The sequence below is a fragment of the Hahella sp. CCB-MM4 genome (genome assembly GCF_002260525.1).
Taxonomy (GTDB): Bacteria; Pseudomonadota; Gammaproteobacteria; order Pseudomonadales; family Oleiphilaceae; genus Hahella.
On the sequence record NZ_MRYI01000008.1, the window covers coordinates 1 to 16,867 of the forward strand.

General features: G+C 49.0%; 14 protein-coding genes. 3 read left to right on the forward strand and 11 right to left on the reverse strand.

The genetic code is table 11. The features are described 5' to 3' along the window. Window positions 1–231 precede the first annotated feature (231 nt). The 5 genes from BTA51_RS14830 to BTA51_RS14850 all read right to left on the reverse strand — a co-directional run bounded on the left by BTA51_RS14830 (window position 232) and on the right by BTA51_RS14850 (window position 3,657). Complete coding sequence (locus BTA51_RS14830; protein WP_094708530.1) at window positions 232–795, reverse strand: hypothetical protein; 564 nt, start codon at window positions 793–795, stop codon at window positions 232–234. Window positions 796–897: 102 nt separating this feature from the next. Beyond that, a complete protein-coding gene (locus tag BTA51_RS14835) occupies window positions 898–1,344 on the reverse strand; it encodes a DUF4240 domain-containing protein (RefSeq protein WP_094708532.1) in 447 nt (148 codons plus the stop codon). A 76-nt stretch (window positions 1,345–1,420) separates the two neighbouring features. Further along, entirely contained in the window at window positions 1,421–1,840 is a 420-nt protein-coding gene (locus tag BTA51_RS14840) for a hypothetical protein (RefSeq protein ID WP_094708534.1), read from the reverse strand. Window positions 1,841–1,945: 105 nt separating this feature from the next. Then, window positions 1,946–2,320, reverse strand: coding sequence for a hypothetical protein (locus BTA51_RS14845; RefSeq protein WP_094708536.1), 375 nt, complete (start codon window positions 2,318–2,320; stop codon window positions 1,946–1,948). Between the two features lie 602 nt (window positions 2,321–2,922). After that, window positions 2,923–3,657 carry a class I SAM-dependent methyltransferase gene (locus tag BTA51_RS14850; RefSeq protein WP_094708538.1) on the reverse strand — a complete coding sequence of 245 codons (735 nt, stop codon included), beginning with the start codon at window positions 3,655–3,657 and terminating at the stop codon, window positions 2,923–2,925. Between the two features lie 303 nt (window positions 3,658–3,960). Here BTA51_RS14850 and BTA51_RS14855 point away from each other — a divergent pair, with 303 nt between their 5' ends. From BTA51_RS14855 to BTA51_RS14865, 3 genes are all read left to right on the forward strand, one after another. After that, window positions 3,961–6,930: a fibronectin type III domain-containing protein gene (locus BTA51_RS14855; protein ID WP_094708540.1), complete on the forward strand. Its 2,970-nt coding sequence runs from the start codon at window positions 3,961–3,963 to the stop codon at window positions 6,928–6,930. 126 nt (window positions 6,931–7,056) lie between these two features. Then, window positions 7,057–7,626 (forward strand): hypothetical protein, encoded by a 570-nt coding sequence (locus BTA51_RS14860; protein WP_094708542.1) that lies wholly within the window; start codon window positions 7,057–7,059, stop codon window positions 7,624–7,626. Between the two features lie 49 nt (window positions 7,627–7,675). Next, window positions 7,676–8,926 (forward strand): HupE/UreJ family protein, encoded by a 1,251-nt coding sequence (locus BTA51_RS14865; RefSeq protein WP_094708544.1) that lies wholly within the window; start codon window positions 7,676–7,678, stop codon window positions 8,924–8,926. Between the two features lie 41 nt (window positions 8,927–8,967). On the opposite strand, the gene BTA51_RS14870 is transcribed toward BTA51_RS14865, so the two are convergent. The 6 genes from BTA51_RS14870 to BTA51_RS14895 form a co-directional block, all read right to left on the reverse strand. Next, complete coding sequence (locus BTA51_RS14870) at window positions 8,968–9,303, reverse strand: DUF2834 domain-containing protein (protein ID WP_094708546.1); 336 nt, start codon at window positions 9,301–9,303, stop codon at window positions 8,968–8,970. Continuing rightward, entirely contained in the window at window positions 9,296–10,267 is a 972-nt protein-coding gene (locus BTA51_RS14875) for a DMT family transporter (RefSeq protein WP_094708548.1), read from the reverse strand. Before BTA51_RS14875 ends, BTA51_RS14870 begins: the two co-directional genes overlap by 8 nt. 146 nt (window positions 10,268–10,413) lie before the next feature. Beyond that, entirely contained in the window at window positions 10,414–11,400 is a 987-nt protein-coding gene (locus BTA51_RS14880; protein ID WP_094708550.1) for a tripartite tricarboxylate transporter substrate binding protein, read from the reverse strand. Between the two features lie 36 nt (window positions 11,401–11,436). Next, window positions 11,437–13,188: a methyl-accepting chemotaxis protein gene (locus tag BTA51_RS14885; protein ID WP_094708552.1), complete on the reverse strand. Its 1,752-nt coding sequence runs from the start codon at window positions 13,186–13,188 to the stop codon at window positions 11,437–11,439. An 82-nt stretch (window positions 13,189–13,270) separates the two neighbouring features. Further along, the gene (locus BTA51_RS14890; protein ID WP_094708554.1) at window positions 13,271–14,230 is read right to left on the reverse strand and encodes a tripartite tricarboxylate transporter substrate binding protein; all 960 of its coding nucleotides are present in this window, start codon (window positions 14,228–14,230) and stop codon (window positions 13,271–13,273) included. Window positions 14,231–14,470: 240 nt separating this feature from the next. Continuing rightward, on the reverse strand, window positions 14,471–16,609 hold the full coding sequence (locus tag BTA51_RS14895; protein ID WP_246841047.1) for a phytase: 2,139 nt from the start codon (window positions 16,607–16,609) through the stop codon (window positions 14,471–14,473). Window positions 16,610–16,867: the final 258 nt, after the last annotated feature.

Consider the following 16,867-nt stretch of genomic DNA (forward strand, 5'->3'; position numbering starts at 1 on the left):
TCGATCAGATAGTGAACTGCGTATTCGAAAGTGCCGGGCTGGAGTTGGTCTTGATAATTGATGACCACCATGGAGTGCTGGTCATAGTTGTAGGGCTTAAACTTGGGCATGGCAACAGATCCTTGTTATATACTGCCAGCATAGCAAAATTGATTCGGGTGGGAGGTTTTTCTACAGCCTCAACGCTTAGCTAATAAGCGCGTAGTTGTTTGCGTCTTTTTCAGCGCATGGTTATACATTTTTTGGTAAATCATTTGCCCTATTTATCCATTCTTCTCCGGTCTCTCCCCAAAAACCGGAATAAAATAAGACTTCGCGCTCTTCTGCAATTGACCTTAATGCTTTAAGCGCACATATATTGTATTGTTCTTCCATTTGCTCCTGCCAGATAGAGTCACGGTCATCAGGGGTTCTGTCTGCAGAATTTAACATATGAACGAAGGAGCCCCATCGATTCCAATCTGAAGAGGTGGCTAGCTGTAAATAGCCGGTTGGCGTATTTTCATAGGGTTCGTCACATGGAATTACGCCTGACTCCGTTAATCCAAACAATCTAAACTCGACCTCAACACTTTCTTTTGGGTAGGCAATACAGCCATAACTCACAAAGCAAAAACGCTTAAAACGACTTAAGTCTGCCGATGCTATCTTATCCAAGATAAACTCTTTAAGCTCCGATTCAAATTGTTTCCATTTAATAGAAACAATTCCAGGATAAACGGTTTCTTCAGGAGTAGATTCGAAATAGATGCTTTTGAAACCTTCAAATAGTGGAGCTTCCAAATCCTGAGTCATAAATTGAAGTCCTTCCTCGTATTACGCCGCCAGCACAGGCCGGAGCACGCAGTGCGGAGATCCAGCCCCGCAGGGGCGATTGTGCCTGGCCTTGTTATACGCTTACTGCCAGCCACTGATATTTTTGTAAGTTTCATAATCTGTTGGGGAGACATACTCCCACTCTTTATCATTTTTCTGCTCGTATGCTTCCTGCGCGACGTACAGTATGGCCTCGAACTCCATATCTTTAGGGAACTCCTTTGGGTTCTCTAAGATATGCTGGAAAAGCTCTTTACCATTGGCTACTACAACACACCTAGAATAAAGAAAGCTATCTACAGAAAAGTACTTTTTCTCATTGACATAGGCGTCTTCTCCTATCTCTTTCGCATGGGCTTTGGTGTCTAATGCGTGGAGCTTTTGAGCCAATATCTCTTCAAATTGAAATATTTCTTCGTCCGACTTCTGTGACAACAAGTCTACGACCGGCTCCACGACAGCTTCGTCGTCTCCTGATTCTTCCCAGTTGAGCATTCCGATAATGCTCCAGAATTCATTTTCGTTCATGACTCTCCTTGCGTATAAAGCTTCGCACATCGGTGTCCTGACAAGGACACCCGTTGCTGTGACTTGTTACACGAAATTATGGTGCAACCTCCGGAAGCATAATTGTAATCTGCTTTAACAAGTGTGAATCTGCGTGAAATTCAACATGAATGCTCATAGCCTCCCGGTCGAAACGCATCCAAGGACCATACTTACCCAGAAGTTTATTCACTTGCTCGTCACCTTTTTTGTCTGGGATTCCGAAACGAGCCAATACATCTCTTGGCGCCATTCCTGCTTCAAGACCGAAAGGCAAAGAGGACTTCGGATCAACCTGAAGAAAAATGGTCTGAACCACACCATTGCCATCCAAATTCATTTGCCAAAGCCCATTTCTTGCTTCGATGTGATGGGAATACAGACCATGCCCTTCATCACCTTCTATGGTAGTTCGTATGAAGGAACCATCTTCTTCTGCAGTGAAGGCTTTTCCAAGAAAGTCTATGACATTCAACATATCGTGTAACGCTTTGCACACCGGCCGGAAAAAGCGTAGCTTTTGGAGGTCCGAGCCGCGCAGCAGATGAAGTGCTGCAACTTATTATGTGAATGCTTGTATAAACTACGGAACATATACAAGCCCAATTTCATACCTGAAGTCATTTTCTACTGAAAAAATTCGACATGATAAAGCGAGATCACTAACCCCTTCTTCTTTTGTGCAGAGATCAACGATTACTTCCCAATATTCTCCCATCCATTGATAACGCGATGTTTCCCAAACCTCTTCGGATAGAGGCTCTAAAGAGCAGCCATAACCTAATACATTAGACCTATTCAGCTGAGCGATATCGTCTGACTGCAATCGAGCATTTAAAACACAATTCGATAACTCAAAGTCATCATTACTCATCGCTATAACTACTTGCTCTAACGGCTTCTTCCATACCTCGGGGATTGGGTGTTCAATTGACATATCTCTTTTAGGGAATCTCATACACGTCATCCTTGAATCACATAACATCTATGGACGCTCCACTTGTTGCAAGAAGATCCATTGATTAATTGGTTGTGCAGCCATCTATTCGGACTTTGCCATACTGCCATGTCTATGTCCCTGATGATTTCCGCCAATCCGATTCTAAACATTTGGACGTTCTATTAAAACGATGTTAAGCCCAGATTTTTCGGATTACGGTTCAACCGATTTGCCATCAATTTGACCTTCCCACACACAACGCGACGTCAACATTCAATTTGTTCAAACCACTCGATAATGCTCGTCATAACTTCTGTGTTGATAAAGCATTGCCCAAGCAATCCGAGCCAGTTTATTGGCTAATGCAACAATGACAACATTTCTATGGCGACGGGCTGACAAATCTGAGAGCCAATTCGTCACCAATCGTTTCGGGTTCATATGCCTTAGGACAGCCCTTGCTCCATGAATGAACATCCGTCGGAGGGAGGGTGTAGAGTGGGGTCAGACTCGCAGAGTCAGACCCCGAGTGTTATTTCGAAATTGGGCTTCCATTTAAGGGCTTTTATTTGGGTGTTCCGGTGCTGGCTTTTTCCGGAACTGGTGTTCCTGCTTCTCTACTATTCCGAACAGCGGAAGCGGAGCCCCAATACGATCGGGGTGTCTCCATAGCGTGCCAGTTTGGGGAATTCTTTCACCAGTTCCGGTGTTCCCTGATATTCCTCTAACCGGTCAAGGATCAGACCGGCCTGCCGGGCTGCTTGAACATAGTCTTTGATGAGGTGAGGGTAACTGGGAAGAAACCGGTCTGTTCCACTTTCATCCTTGTAGTGAGCACGTCTGCCATTCAGGCGTTGATAGGGGTGAATCTCGAAGATTACCAGCTGTCCGTTAGGGGCCAGCATCCGTGAGGCCTCGGCAATAACAGGCTGGATATTTTCAATGTGTTCGAGAACCAGACTGATCAAAATAGTGTTGAAGGACTCGTCGTTCAGGGGGAGTCCGTTGCTCAGATCATGTCGCTGAACAGTTATCTCTGTACCCTCAAGACGTTTTCGCGCAATCGCCAACATTTCCTCTGAGATATCGACCCCGACTCCATTGGACGCGCCCATCTGCATCAGGTGCTCTAGATTTCGGCCCGTTCCGCATCCCAATTCCAGCACCGGGCTGATGTCATGTGCCCCATGAGAAACTAAATCGGCGAGGTGTTTTTCCACCAGATAGGTCATGGGATTGCTAAAGCTGTCATAGCTCTCTGACCAGAAGGCATAGCCGGTTTCTACTGAGACAGTTGAGTCATTCGTATCTTTCTGTGGGTGGTCGCCAGGAAGGGGGATTTGAATTTCAGACATGTAAGTTCTCCAATCGTTTAGCTTATGGAAAGTTCAATTCAAGGAGCACTTATTTTTAGGGATAACTTCAAAGTAACCGGTATGCGAGTGAAGATTTCCTTTCAGCTCCGCCAGAGCCCGTCCAGATTAATCAACCTGATATGGAAAGTAAAGGTGGCTTCATATGGTCGTCATGCCGAGGGATTAGACTAATGTATAGCTCCCAAATGACAAAAAATTAACGACGTTCATAAAAAGGTCACTTAAGTTTAATAACACGATGATCCAATGGCGTCCGCAAAAAAACTACTCGGAGCATGCGGTATGAAACCGGAATTAAAACAGGGACATTCCAGCCGGTCGGTCTGGATTGTTCTGATATTCATGTTAATGGTGGGAGGAGCTGCTCAGGCAGAAATTACTCCCTACCTGCAATCACCCACTGAAACATCTATTTGGGTGTCTTGGAAGACAGCTGACGGCACTGACACTGTCGTAGAATATGGGACCAGTAAAACGTCTCTGAATCAAACCGTCAGTGGCGGTTACCAGTCTCTGAAAACTGATTACCTTTACCACAGTGTACAGTTGACGGAACTCCAACCGGATACTCTCTACTACTATCGCGCCAGAACCGGTAGCAATATCTCCGGTATCTATCGTTTTAAAACACCGCCGGTAAAAGGGACTGATAACGGTCATGTGCGTGTTTTAGTGATGGGGGATCACCAGATTCGTAATGAGAACCGCTACGAACAATTGGTCAATGCCGCCAAGAACAAACTTGAGTCTATGTATGGTACACCGGTGGAGGAGAGCATCAACCTCATACTCAATGATGGTGACCAGGTGGACGTGGGTACCCTTGACCACTACGAAAATCTGCACTTTGCCCAGTCTGCAGCCTTGTCTCCCTATCTGCCGATCATGACGACAGTTGGTAATCATGAATACTATTACGACGGTAACCTGGCCAACTATAGCGCCCATTTCATATATGACGGCCTGAGCTATCAGGGGATCCAGGGCGCAGATGACGAAAGTTATTACGCCTATCAGATCGGCCGGGTGCTGTTTGTGCACATGAACAGCATGAAGGCGGATGCCATTCAGCAACAATGGTTGACCCAGGTTGTCGCAGCAGCGGACAAAGATACTTCCGTGGATTGGATTATCAGTGTGCTTCACCATCCCTATCAGGCGGAACAATACGTCGGAGACATCTCCAAAACCTTACGTGAAAGCTGGATGAGTATTCTGTCCAGTACCCGCAAACACGTTTTGAATATTGGTGGTCATCACCATCTGTACGCCCGAGGCCAGACCCGGGAATGGCCCACTTACCATATGATTTCGGGTGGAACAGCTTGGGATCAGTATTGGGGGCAGTCCACGGAAGAAGACTTTGACGATGTGCAGAAAACGATTTCCAACTGGGCCTGGCAGGTTATTGATATCGACATAGTTAACCGGGAAATGTCGGTAGAAACCTATTCAGAAGCTCATCCGATCATCTACAAAACGGAAGGCTTTAATTATCACAGCCGGTTAATTGACAGCTTTCATCGTAAGCTTGATGGTGGCGCACCCATGAAACCGGCCATCAAGAACGTGGTTGAAGCACCCGTTCAACTGCCTTATACCTTTGAGAGCACACCTTTTGGCTCATTGGATGCTGAGCAGCTCAACAGCACCCAGTTTCAGATTGCCAGCGATGGTAATTTTGAAAACCTGAAAGTCGATCGTATCCGCGATTATGAAAACATCTTCGGCGACACCGGCGCTCCTCTGTACGAGCCTGTCGATATTCACAAAGGGGTGAATATTCTGAATTGGGAGATACCCGCCTATGGATTGGCAAACGGAGATTACTTTATCCGGGTTCGCCATCGTGACCGCAATACCGAGTGGTCTGAGTGGTCTGATGCCGTGGCATTTTCAGTGCAGGGGAGTAGTGACGGCGATCCTGAACTGGATCTAGCCAAAACCCGTTACCAGAGTGGCGAATCCATTGAGGTAACCTATAGCGGTGGCCGCGGCAATCCCAAAGACTGGATCGGTATATACCGCAAAGGCCAGACCCCCAAGGGCACTGCGGCAACCCAGTGGAAGTATGTTCCCACTCCCAGCGGAACTGTCACCTTTGATGGATTGCAGGACGGCGAATATTTTGTCGGTTTCTTTGAAAATGACGGATATAGCGAAATCGCCGAAAGGGTGAACTTCTACGTCGGGCCGGTCGTTGACATGAGCTCGGACAAATCCCATTACGCCGAGGATGACATTGTTACTCTGAGCTGGAGCGGTTCCGGCGCGGGCAGCAAAGACTGGATTGGTATTTATCGGGTAGGCGATACACCCGGCAGCCAAAGCTCAACGTTATGGAAGTACACTCCGGCGGAAAGTGGCAGCGAAACCTTTGGTGGGCTCGCCAAGGGTTACTACTTTGCCTCATTCTTTATCAACGACGGCTATGCAGAAGTTTCTGACAGAGTGTACTTCTCCGTCGGTGAAGAGATTGCAGAAGTCACTCTGGCGAAAACCCGGTTTGAGGAATCCGAGGATGTCACGGTCTACTTCTCAGGAGGTCCGGGGATCCCCAAAGACTATATCGGCGTGTTTGAAAAAGGTGCCATTCCCGGGCAGACAGGAAGTGAGCTGGTGGCGTATCTGTACTTCGATGGCGCTGTAACCGGCAACGTGACCTTCACCCAGGATTTCCCCGTCGGTGAGTATTTTCTCGCCATGTATACCAATGATTCCTACGACCAGGTATCCAACCGGGCCTGTTTTGTCGTCGGTAATATTAACGGCTGTGGCGATGGGCCGGTATTGGGACAGCTCACCGTAGCCAAAGATCCGGTTGATGTAGGAGAGAGTGTTTCCCTGTCATGGTCGTCGACTCCCGGTAATGCCAAGGATTGGATCGGAATATACAAATCCGGCGATACACCGGGAGAGACAGGTTCCACTGCCTGGCAATACCTGAACGGTAATGAAGGCTCTGCCGAATTCTCCGGTCTGCCAATTGGTGACTATTTCGCAGTGGTACTTGCCAATGACGGTTATGAGGAAGTGACACCAAGAGTTTCGTTCTCGGTCGTTCCTGCCTCTGTGGAAGGTGATGTCAATGGGGACGGGGTTCTTGACCTGTCTGACCGCAATCAGCTGCGACAGGCATTTGGCCTTTGTGAAGGAGATGCCGGTTATCAAACTGCGGCGGATCTGGACAGCGATGGCTGTGTCAGCATGCAGGATTACCGTCTCTGGTTATCCCTCTATCGCGCTAACTGAAACCATCTTCCATATCGATTGAATTCCATATCGATTAAATAAACACGATGAAAACAGGTAGCCGAATTCAGGCTGCCTTTCCCAATTTAGTTCTGCACAGCAGAGATGTTTGTATTGAGGTTTAAAATGAAACAAGTGAAGTTTTTTCTGCAGGTGGCATTATTCATTAGTCTGAGTGTCTTTGGTGTCGGCTTTGCGAATGCCGGCTTGATCACGCTCACGCCAAATCAGCAGCAGATATTCGTAGGGGATACCATCGGGATTGATGTCATTCTCAAGGACCCTTTCGAAGGGGCTTTCTCCGGTGATGTATTGTCCGGTTTTGGCTTCGATCTTTTGTTTGATTCCAACAACCTGGAATTTTCCGGTCGGGATATTTCCAGTCTGTGGGATGATGACTCGGACTTCTTTGCAGATACGGATGTTGCCGCATCCAATTTTCCGGGCATTGATGATCTGGGGCAGTCCGAGGTGTTCTTCGGGACTCTGTACTTTCATGTGCTCAGTGCCGGAGATCTGTCGCTAGGTATCGTATCCGATAGCTTGTCCTCTCCCAACCAGGGATTGTTTTATCTGTCGGATATCGCTGACTTTGGTACTTCCCTGACTCTGCATGTCAATGAAGTGCCTGCACCAGCCTCGTTGGCATTCATGGTTGTTGCTCTTGGTATCTGTGGTGCCAGAGCGCGCCGTTAAGTTTGTCCAGATTCCTGCACAGCGGTCGCTGTGCAGGTGAGATAATGCAATGAAAAAGCTGATCGTTTTCCTCCTGTTGTTTGTCTGCAAAGCTCAGGCGCATCTGGTGGGATTCACTGATACCTCGATCCAGATTGCCGAGCCCGGCATCAAAATTATCTATACATTGCCCAGTGATAATTTGATCGAGCTTGAGCAGGGCCCCGATGATCGTATCCGCACATCAGAAGGTGACAAAGCAGGTACCGAAAAAAGCAGCACCGAAAAAACAGGCTCAGATGAAAACAGTCCGGAAGAGGTGTTTCCGCCTGATTACTATGCAGATCTTGTGTCCCGGGGATGGCATGTGGATTCTCGCAAAAGGAATTGTCATCTGCAGGAAATGCATTCAATAGATCTGGAACAGATCGCGTCCTATCAATACACCATGGTGTTTGAATGTCCTCAGGGACTGGATGATGTTGATATTTACTATTCTCTGTTTACAGAGCAATGGCGCGGCCACCGCAATTACAGTCGTGTTTATATGGCTGGCGAGCAGATGAGAACCCGGTTCGCTTTCGACCGGAATAAGCTATCCATTCCTGTCGCGAAGCTTTTACAGGAATGGAAATCGGAACTTGGTGGAAGTTTCTTTGCTGATGATCCCAACCATGTGATCAAAGAGTTGGAAAATAGCGATAACGCCAATGCTGCCGGTGATTCTTCCAATCCTTTCAGCCGCCTGGGGACGGCTGAACCTGACTGGGCTGATCCCGGATTTATCTGGATGGGGATGGAGCATATCTGGACAGGGCTTGACCACGTGGTATTTGTGATTGCTTTGCTATTGGTTCCCGTATCCTGGAAGCGCTGGATGCTCTGGATCAGCCTGTTTACAGTGGCGCATTCCATTACTTTGGCGCTGTCTTATTTCAAAGTCATCCTGTTATTCCCATCAGTAACAGAGCCCTTGATTGCTCTCACCGTATTGGCAATAGGGATAGAGAATATTCTGGTGATGCGTCATGGAGAATCCATGCTGAAGTGGCGGTCTGTGATTATTCCTGTTTTTGGCCTGATTCACGGCGTGGGGTTCAGCTACATGCTCATTGAGCTTGGAAACGGCATACCGGCTGTCGGTCGATTATTCTTCTTTAATCTCGGAGTTGAGTTGGGTCAACTCGCTTTGGTTGCCTTGTTTCTGGTACCGGTATATCTGCTATTTCGATGGCAAAAGGGAAGGGCTGTTGCTGGCTTCCTTTCGGGAAATATCGCCTTGTTTGGTGCTTATTGGCTTTTTCAACGTCTGGTTTTTTAGTACCGAGGTTAGGGCAGATATTCTGATTCCTGTGTTTCCATTTACTTTTGTGTTTTTGGCTGAAAAGCAGCTGAACGCAATATCAGATAAGTGGCCAGGCCAACCACGACACCAGGGATAATGCCAAGTATCAAGCATACCCAGCCGTACCTGATCTGCCGGGTAGTTTTCTCGTGAATAATCCAGATTGCCAGTACTACCCAACAGAGAATGACGTCGATAGAGTAGCCCGCGGCAAAGGGATTGACGAATCCAGCAGCAAAAGCACCGAAGATGTCCCAATCCCTGGCAAGCGGCGGGATGATCGTTATCGAAAAAAAGACACAGAACAGACAGGCTGTGGCGATAAGAGCCATTCGAAAGGTACGATCACTCATCCGGAAAACCTCCTGTTCGGATATTGGCTGCATTGACTGTCATTGGCGGACGCCTGTTGCGTTGAATGATCAACGCCACTCCCGCAAGAACCAGCATGCCGCCAATGACAAAATAGTCTGATAAGTGTTCGCCCAACACGACAAAGGCAATGAGTCCGGCAAGCAAGGGCACGAATAAGGGTATGGTGGCCGTCACCACTGCGGGCAGTTTATTTGAAGCCAGTGCAAAGCCCAGAGTGGGAATTGCGGTGGATAGGATGCCCAGGCCTAAAAATATGACAACGGAGTCAGGCTGGATGCTGTTCAAGCCACTGGGAAGTGGCGTGACTGCCATCGCCGCCGTTAACAGGACGGTGCCGACAATGAAGGTCAACATGGATACTCCTGTCGACTCCGGTGCCCGGCTCTGCTCAGATAAACCTCGGAATATAAAAGCATACAAAGCGGTTAACGCGGCAGCGCAAGTGGCTATTGCGTCTCCATATAAATGCGTGCTGGAGAGGCCGCTCTCTACAGAAAAACCAGGAGCCATAATAATAGCCATACCTGCGACTGCCATCGCCGCTCCCGCCAGTTCGGTGCGGGCAGGTATATCCCGTTTCAGCCACCGGAAGAACAAAACAAACAGGGGAGGAGTACTCAGCAGCAGGGTGACTTCAGCAACAGGCGCATATTGAAATGCGGCGGTTGCCAGGAAGTAGTAGCCCACCAGAAATGACGACAACAGGTAAGCTGAGGGATGCCTGAGTGCAGAGATCAATCCACCGCGAGGGCCGGAAGCCAATAACATCAGGGGGATCATTGCAAGTAGTGCAATGAACAGTCGCCCGGCGGTAATCGTCAGCGGTGAAATGGGAGGGAGCAGACGCACGAATATTCCGGTCAGGCTCCAGGTTAGGGAGGTCATCACTGCTGCAACCAGGGCATATCCTTCCGAGGGGAGGGCTTTGGCAGGGGATTCCATGGTGTTAACTCTCCTTGATTCTATGACCGAGGTGAAGCGGAAGAGCTGTAATGTAGAGTAAAAGAAAGCAATGAGGAAGAGGAGGCGGATTCAAAGCGATAACGGTCAGGGGGATATATCCCCCTTTAATGAACATGAGCCGACAGCTAGAGCTTCAGCTGATCCAACGCGATTTTTAGCTGCTTTTCCTGCTGTTCAAGGAACTTTATCATCTCGTCCCCGTGCAGGAATTTCTCTGACCAAAAGTGTTGTCGGCGTACATCATGCCAGGTTTCCGTGTCGTTCAACTGTTCCAACATCCATCTCCAATGTACAAGCTTTTTCCTGGAAATGGTTGGGCTGGCGAAAAAGCCCCTCCAATTGGCAAACTCCACATCAATGCCTTGCTCGATAAAGGTTTTTACTTCGGGGAGTTCCGGCAGACGTGCAGGACTGGTAACACCGAGGATTCTGATCTTACCCGCCTGATAAGCGTCCAGCATTTCGCCAATTCCGCTCACCAAAGCAGTACCGTACCCCTGTTCCAACAAGTGCATGGCTTCGCCGCCGCCATCGGAGGCAATGTACCTGATACTGCCTGAGGGGAGGTCGGCTGCCTTGGCAATTAGTTCAATGGAAATATGGTCAAGGCTGCCGTAGGAAGACCCGCCAATAATCGGATGTTTTGCCGGAGACATTCGTATTGAATCAACCAGCTCGTTAATGGACTGGTATTTTGAGTCAAACGGCACTGCTACTGCCTGATATTCCGTGATCATGATGCTGACAGGCGTAATATCGCGGAATCCGTATTTAATGGTCCCAGTTAACCGGCGCAACAGTAACGGGGTGGATTGCACCATTAACGTATCGGTGTGTCGGTCTGGATGTTCAACGATATCAATGATGGCTCGTCCGCCTCCGGCGCCCACCAGGTTTTCATAATTGACTTTCTTAATCAGGTTGGATGCCAAAAGGGCATCGCCTGCTTCTCTGGCGGTGGTATCCCAGCCTCCACCTTCACCACTGGGGATGAGGAAATTAACAAATTCAATCTTGGTTGCGCTGGATTGAACGGGCAGTAGAAGTAGTGCAAATAAAACCAGGTGCATTGGCAATCCCGCCAGTGCCTGGTGTAGGTTTATCGTGTTCATTGCTTTGAGGTAAATATCCGGTTAACGAAACTATCGTCAACGATAAGTAAAATGCGCCAGTTGTGTTTGCAGGTCTTCGGAAAGACGGCTGATCAACTGGGAAACCTCGGCGGAATTCGCCGCAAAGTCCTTAACCCCGATTGATAATTCATTGATTTTATTTATTTCCTGATCGACCCCAATCACCGCCTGTTGCTGTTCCTGGGTAATGGAGGCAATCGCCTGATTACGTTCCACCAGATGGGACAGATCCTGGATGATCTCCTCCAGAGACTGACTGGCCTGTCTGGACAGCATAACACCACTTTCCATCTGGGTTCGATTCTCTTCCAACGCTTTGATCGCGTCATTGGCCAGCTTTTGCAGGAGATTGACCATGTTCTGGATTTCCCGGGTGGATTCTGCGGTGCGTACAGCCAGCGTTCTGACTTCGTCCGCCACCACCGCAAACCCCCGCCCCTGGTCACCTGCGCGGGCGGCCTCAATCGCTGCGTTAAGTGCCAGCAGATTGGTTTGTTCGGCAATGCTGTTAATCACATCCAGTACGCCGCCAATGGAAAGGCTTTGTTCGGCCAGCTGGTTGACAACTGATTCCGCTTCTTCAAAGCGCTCCGCTAACTGCTGAATGGCGGCGGCGGTGTTGTTGACATCCTCTCTGCCGCTATTGGTTTTCTGATCGAGTTGTTCCACCAGATCGAGACCGGATTTAGCCGTGTTGGAAATGTCTTCTGAACTTGCCCCCAGTTCTGTTGCGGCTGCGGCAATGGTTTCCGTGAGGCGTTGCTGTTCCATGCAGGATTCATGGGTTTGCTGGCTGAGATTCAGGCCCTTCTCCGACTTTTCAATCAACTGACTCGCAACGTCTCCCACGCTGACCAGGGTGTCCCGAATATGAGTAATCACATTCCGGGTGGCATCCGCCATATCGTTGACTTCGTTCCGGCCTCTGAACTCCAGCTCCAGAGGTTGGGTGAGATCCTGTTTGCGGTCGATCACGGTTAATCTGTCCCGCAGCCCGTGCAGAGGTTTGGTGATAGAAAAAACAATGATCAAGGCGACCACGATGGTAATAGGAACGCAGATCACCAGGATTGCCAGAATGATACTCTGGATTTCCTCGATTCTGGCAGTGTTCTGCTGGCTGGAGTTGGCGACATTCTCACTACCGGCCTGGGTCTGCTTGAGCGAGTTCTGGATTTTTTCATTGGAGGCATTCAACCGGTCCTGCAGATTAAGACCGATCTTCAGCAGGCTTTCGTTCATGCTTTCGATTTCAATCTTCGCCTCCGAGATTTCGGAGCCGCCCAGATTATTTTTCCCGACCATGTAGTATTGAATGGCCTGGTCCATGAACTCCCTATAGCTGGCCAGCCGCTCCTGAATATTGGTGACATCTCCACTGAGTGAAGAGTCCTGTTTCAGTTGCTCAAGACTGGAAGAAAGAGTGTTGGCTGACTCGTTGGCACGGTTAACTGAATCGGGAAACAGAGATACCGAACCATCGAAGTACCAGAACACCATATCGGAATAGGACTTCTGAATCTGTTGCAGCTTTTGCAGCAGCAACTGGGTATCCGCCTGGCTGTGAATGAGCTGCGCCTGTTGTTGGATCAGGGTTTCCTGGGCGTTGGCTTTGGTGAGTTGCTCCAGGCTTTCCGATTTAACATCCGTGACAGCGTTAAGCGTGAAAAACAATGCCAGACCAAAGACGATAATCGAGAACATTGCCAGAACCATAATTCGGACAACGACACTGGTATGGGAGAGCCACCTATAGATGATGTTCATATGCAACTACCGACTGTAAGACTGTACCGATCAAATGACTGTTACTGGGTGCCTTGAGTTTCCTGGGACGTGCCTGCTGATTTTAGTCTATTTTTTGTACAAGCTTGTTAATCGTCCTTTCCTGCGTCAGCAGGAATGCTTCAGCGTTATCACCGCTGATATAGAACGGCTCCCAGCCGTATCGATTTCGGGCCTGTTTCCACTCCGGCGACAGGTTCATCTCTGAGAGCAGGTCCTTGTAATTGTTCAGCAGCTCTGCATTTACGCCTTTCGATGCAAAGAAGCCACGCCAGTTAGCCAGTACCACATCAATTCCCTGTTCTTTCATGGTTGGGGCATTCAATCCTTCGATGCGTTGCTCACTGGTAATGCCGAGAACCCTGAACTCTCCGCTTTTGACTTGTTCAATGACCTCACCGAGACCCGTCACCATCGCCAGGGCATAGCCGACGGAGAATTTCCGAATGGCATCCCCACCGCCGTTGCTTGGAGAGTATCTGAGCTTAGAGGCAGGAATACCCGCTGCGTCCAGAACTGCCAAGGCGGTGATGTGGTCGAGGCTGCCTTTTGCGGAACCTCCTACCAGAGGCTTTTTCTTGCCATGTTCCTGGATTGATTGCAGGAGTTCGGACATCGTGTGGAAAGGGGAGTCCTTGGTGACCACAACCACCTGGTATTCGGCGATCATGATCGCAACGGGCACGATATCCCTGAATGAGTGATCATACTGGCCGCTGATGTTGCGCATAATCAGCGGTAAAGATTGCACCATGAGGTGATTCTTATATTTGGGATTGGAGATGATTTCATTCAGAGCTCTTCCTCCACCGTTGCCGGAGAGATTTGTGTAGTTGGCAGATGTTACCAACTTAAGCTGTTGCAAGGTGTTGCCGGCTTCTCTGGCGGTGGTGTCCCATCCGCCCCCCTGTCCGGCAGGGATCAAAATGTCCAGATCAGCCAATGAGGCTGCCTGACTGGCATAACAAGGAGATAAGAGAAGAATGAAGACTAAACGGAGTATGCGGGCGGCTGATTTTCGCATGGTAATTCCACTTCTTTCTTGTTGGACTGGAACGCTCGGCTGCCTCCTCGGTCAGGACGTAGTCCCAGAAGACTAGGCTGGCAGTAATATGCGAGCTTAGGACAGATGGTTGGAGTACGACGGAATATTCAAATAATAGGTATATTGTTTTAATTGGTCGTTTTGTTCATAAAGTTCACCGTGAGTGGCGATCTTAACCGGCTGCCCGATACAGCCGGCTTGCAGCAAGGAGGGATATGGTCAGTCGATGACCGTTTCAATGATGTCTTTCCAGCTCGCCAGTTTGAAGTTCTGGTTTTCGAGCTGATAGCGCTTATCAATGTTATACCAGTCCTGGGCGATGAACATGCCCTCCGGATAGTCTGCGCCAAGATTAGCGGAGATGACATCAATACCGTCGGTATCACTGGCGCCGTCGATGCCGGCGCTGTCATCACCGATGATGGCAAACGTGCCGATATAGTCTCCGTTATTCAGGAGGTCGTATAACACATACGTATTGTTACCCTGACTGGAAGCAATCAGAAATTTTTCCGCACCATTATCAAATATAGTCAAACCCTCAACGTCTGCCACCAGATGCTTTCCATCAACTTTGGCGAATTGGGTGGCGGAGGTATCGGCGCTTTCATCGGCGTCGAATACCCAGATACCGACGTCCTCTTCGCCAACATAAAGCTTTCCGTCAGTATCGTCTGCGACACAGCCTTCCGGTTGGGTGGCGACAGTCAATGTTCGGACAACGGCGCCTTCAATGCCGGTTTCGCTCGTCGTGAGCCGCCATTGCTCAATCTGTCCATTCTTGCCGTTCACGAATACATAAGGCGTACCATCTACGGCCTGATACATGCAAAGGCCGTAGACTTCGTCCACGCCGGAGATCAACTGAGCGGCTTCAGCGTGTACGTTGTTTCCAACAGCATTGAGTGGCTGGATAGGGGACTGGGTATCAGTTGCTTCCACAATCTGATAAAGCGCTATGGTGTTCAGTTCCCGGTTGGATGTTGCTGCTAGTGAAAAAGTAGTGTTATCCCAATCCCTGACTTCTGTTCGCAAGTCTATGTTATTGGGTTCACCCCCCTCCAGAAATTGCAGTAGATTGCCTTGCAGATCGTAAGCCATTAATCCACCCTGTTTGTTGGTGGCGATGATCATACTTTTGCTGACATCCGTCGGATGTAGCCAGAAGGCTGGATCGTCGGCGGCGTCACCATCATCGTCTACAGGAGTGGTTTCACCCTTTGCCGCAATTAGGTGCACATCCTGAATCTCCAGATCCCGAGGAGACAGAAGGTCAAGGAACCTGACGCTTTTAGCTGACAAATAGTGTGTGAGATCGGCTATTGGAAACTTCTCGTAGACGGGATCATCTAATTCAGTATTTCCCAACCATAACGCGTCTGATGAGGTGGCCAGGACTTTTATTTCATCAAAATTCTCCACTTCTATTCGGGTAACGAAGGCGTAGTCGCTTTGACGCTGATATAGAAGGAATCCGGCACCTTCGTCTGCAATCATCAGATAGCCTTTACCGTCAGCCATGTAAACCAAATCCAGACCTTCAATCTCCTCCAGGTGACCCAGAGGAGTGATGCTGTCTACGAGTTGCCTGGCCTTTACATTTTCAGCATCGGCACCATATGCCCACACTCCCAGGTCCTGTTCGGCGATAAACATTGTGCCGGTTTCGTCATCTGTAATGCAGGCGCTCAGTTCGCCGCCGACGGTAAATCGTCTGACTGGAAGAGGGGTTCCCATGCTGTCATTAACGGTGCTGATCATGCCGGAGCCATCATAGCGGAGCTTGTATTGAATGACTTCACCCTGTTCGGAAAAGCCGGAAATTGTGAGTTCGTCTGTGGTGGTGTTTTTATAGAGGCAAACACCGGCGGGCTCCAGACCGATATCCAATGTACTGATATCCAAAGTACCGAGATCTGTCAGTGGGTTCGTAACATCGTCGTTAATGGCATAGAAGGCAAAAGCTTCTTCCTCAGGGAGTGCCACTGCCAACAGATCGACAGAGTGGCCGAGGCCGTCGCTGATGTTATAACGGATATCAGCCCCCAGAATCTCCCGGCTGTCATCCCGCCATAGTTGTTCACCCTGACTATCAAATACGGCTAGGCCATCCCCTTCAAGAGTGCCGATCAGAAGGTTTTTTGTGGCATCTGTGGGGTGTTCCCAGACGGCAGCGTCCGCAATATCTTCGTAGCTTTGCGACGTTGAGAGCTGTGAAGTTATCGCTCTGTTTGAACCGGAGTGGTTATCGTCGCCAGCGGGGTTGTGCTGTGAGTCGCTGTTGTTACAGCCACTCAGGATGAGTCCTGATAGCAGGATAGGAATGCCGATAAATTTCATAGAGAGTTGTTGTTTCATGATGAGATCCTGTGGTCGATTTCGATGCAGGCAGACCCTAGAAATGAGAGATGTCATCTATGTGACAGGGATTTTGGAACGGCCTGAAAGACCATGAAAATGCAACTATTTTCTGGTTGAAAATTAGTCGGTTGAGCTGTTGTGACTGGAGGATATCGGAAGCGTTGTGATAAAGAGGCGACTTAAACGTTGATAGGCGCTGAAATTGAAACTGAAAAAGGTATGGAAATGGAAAGAGCCTGGAAACTTCCCTGAGCT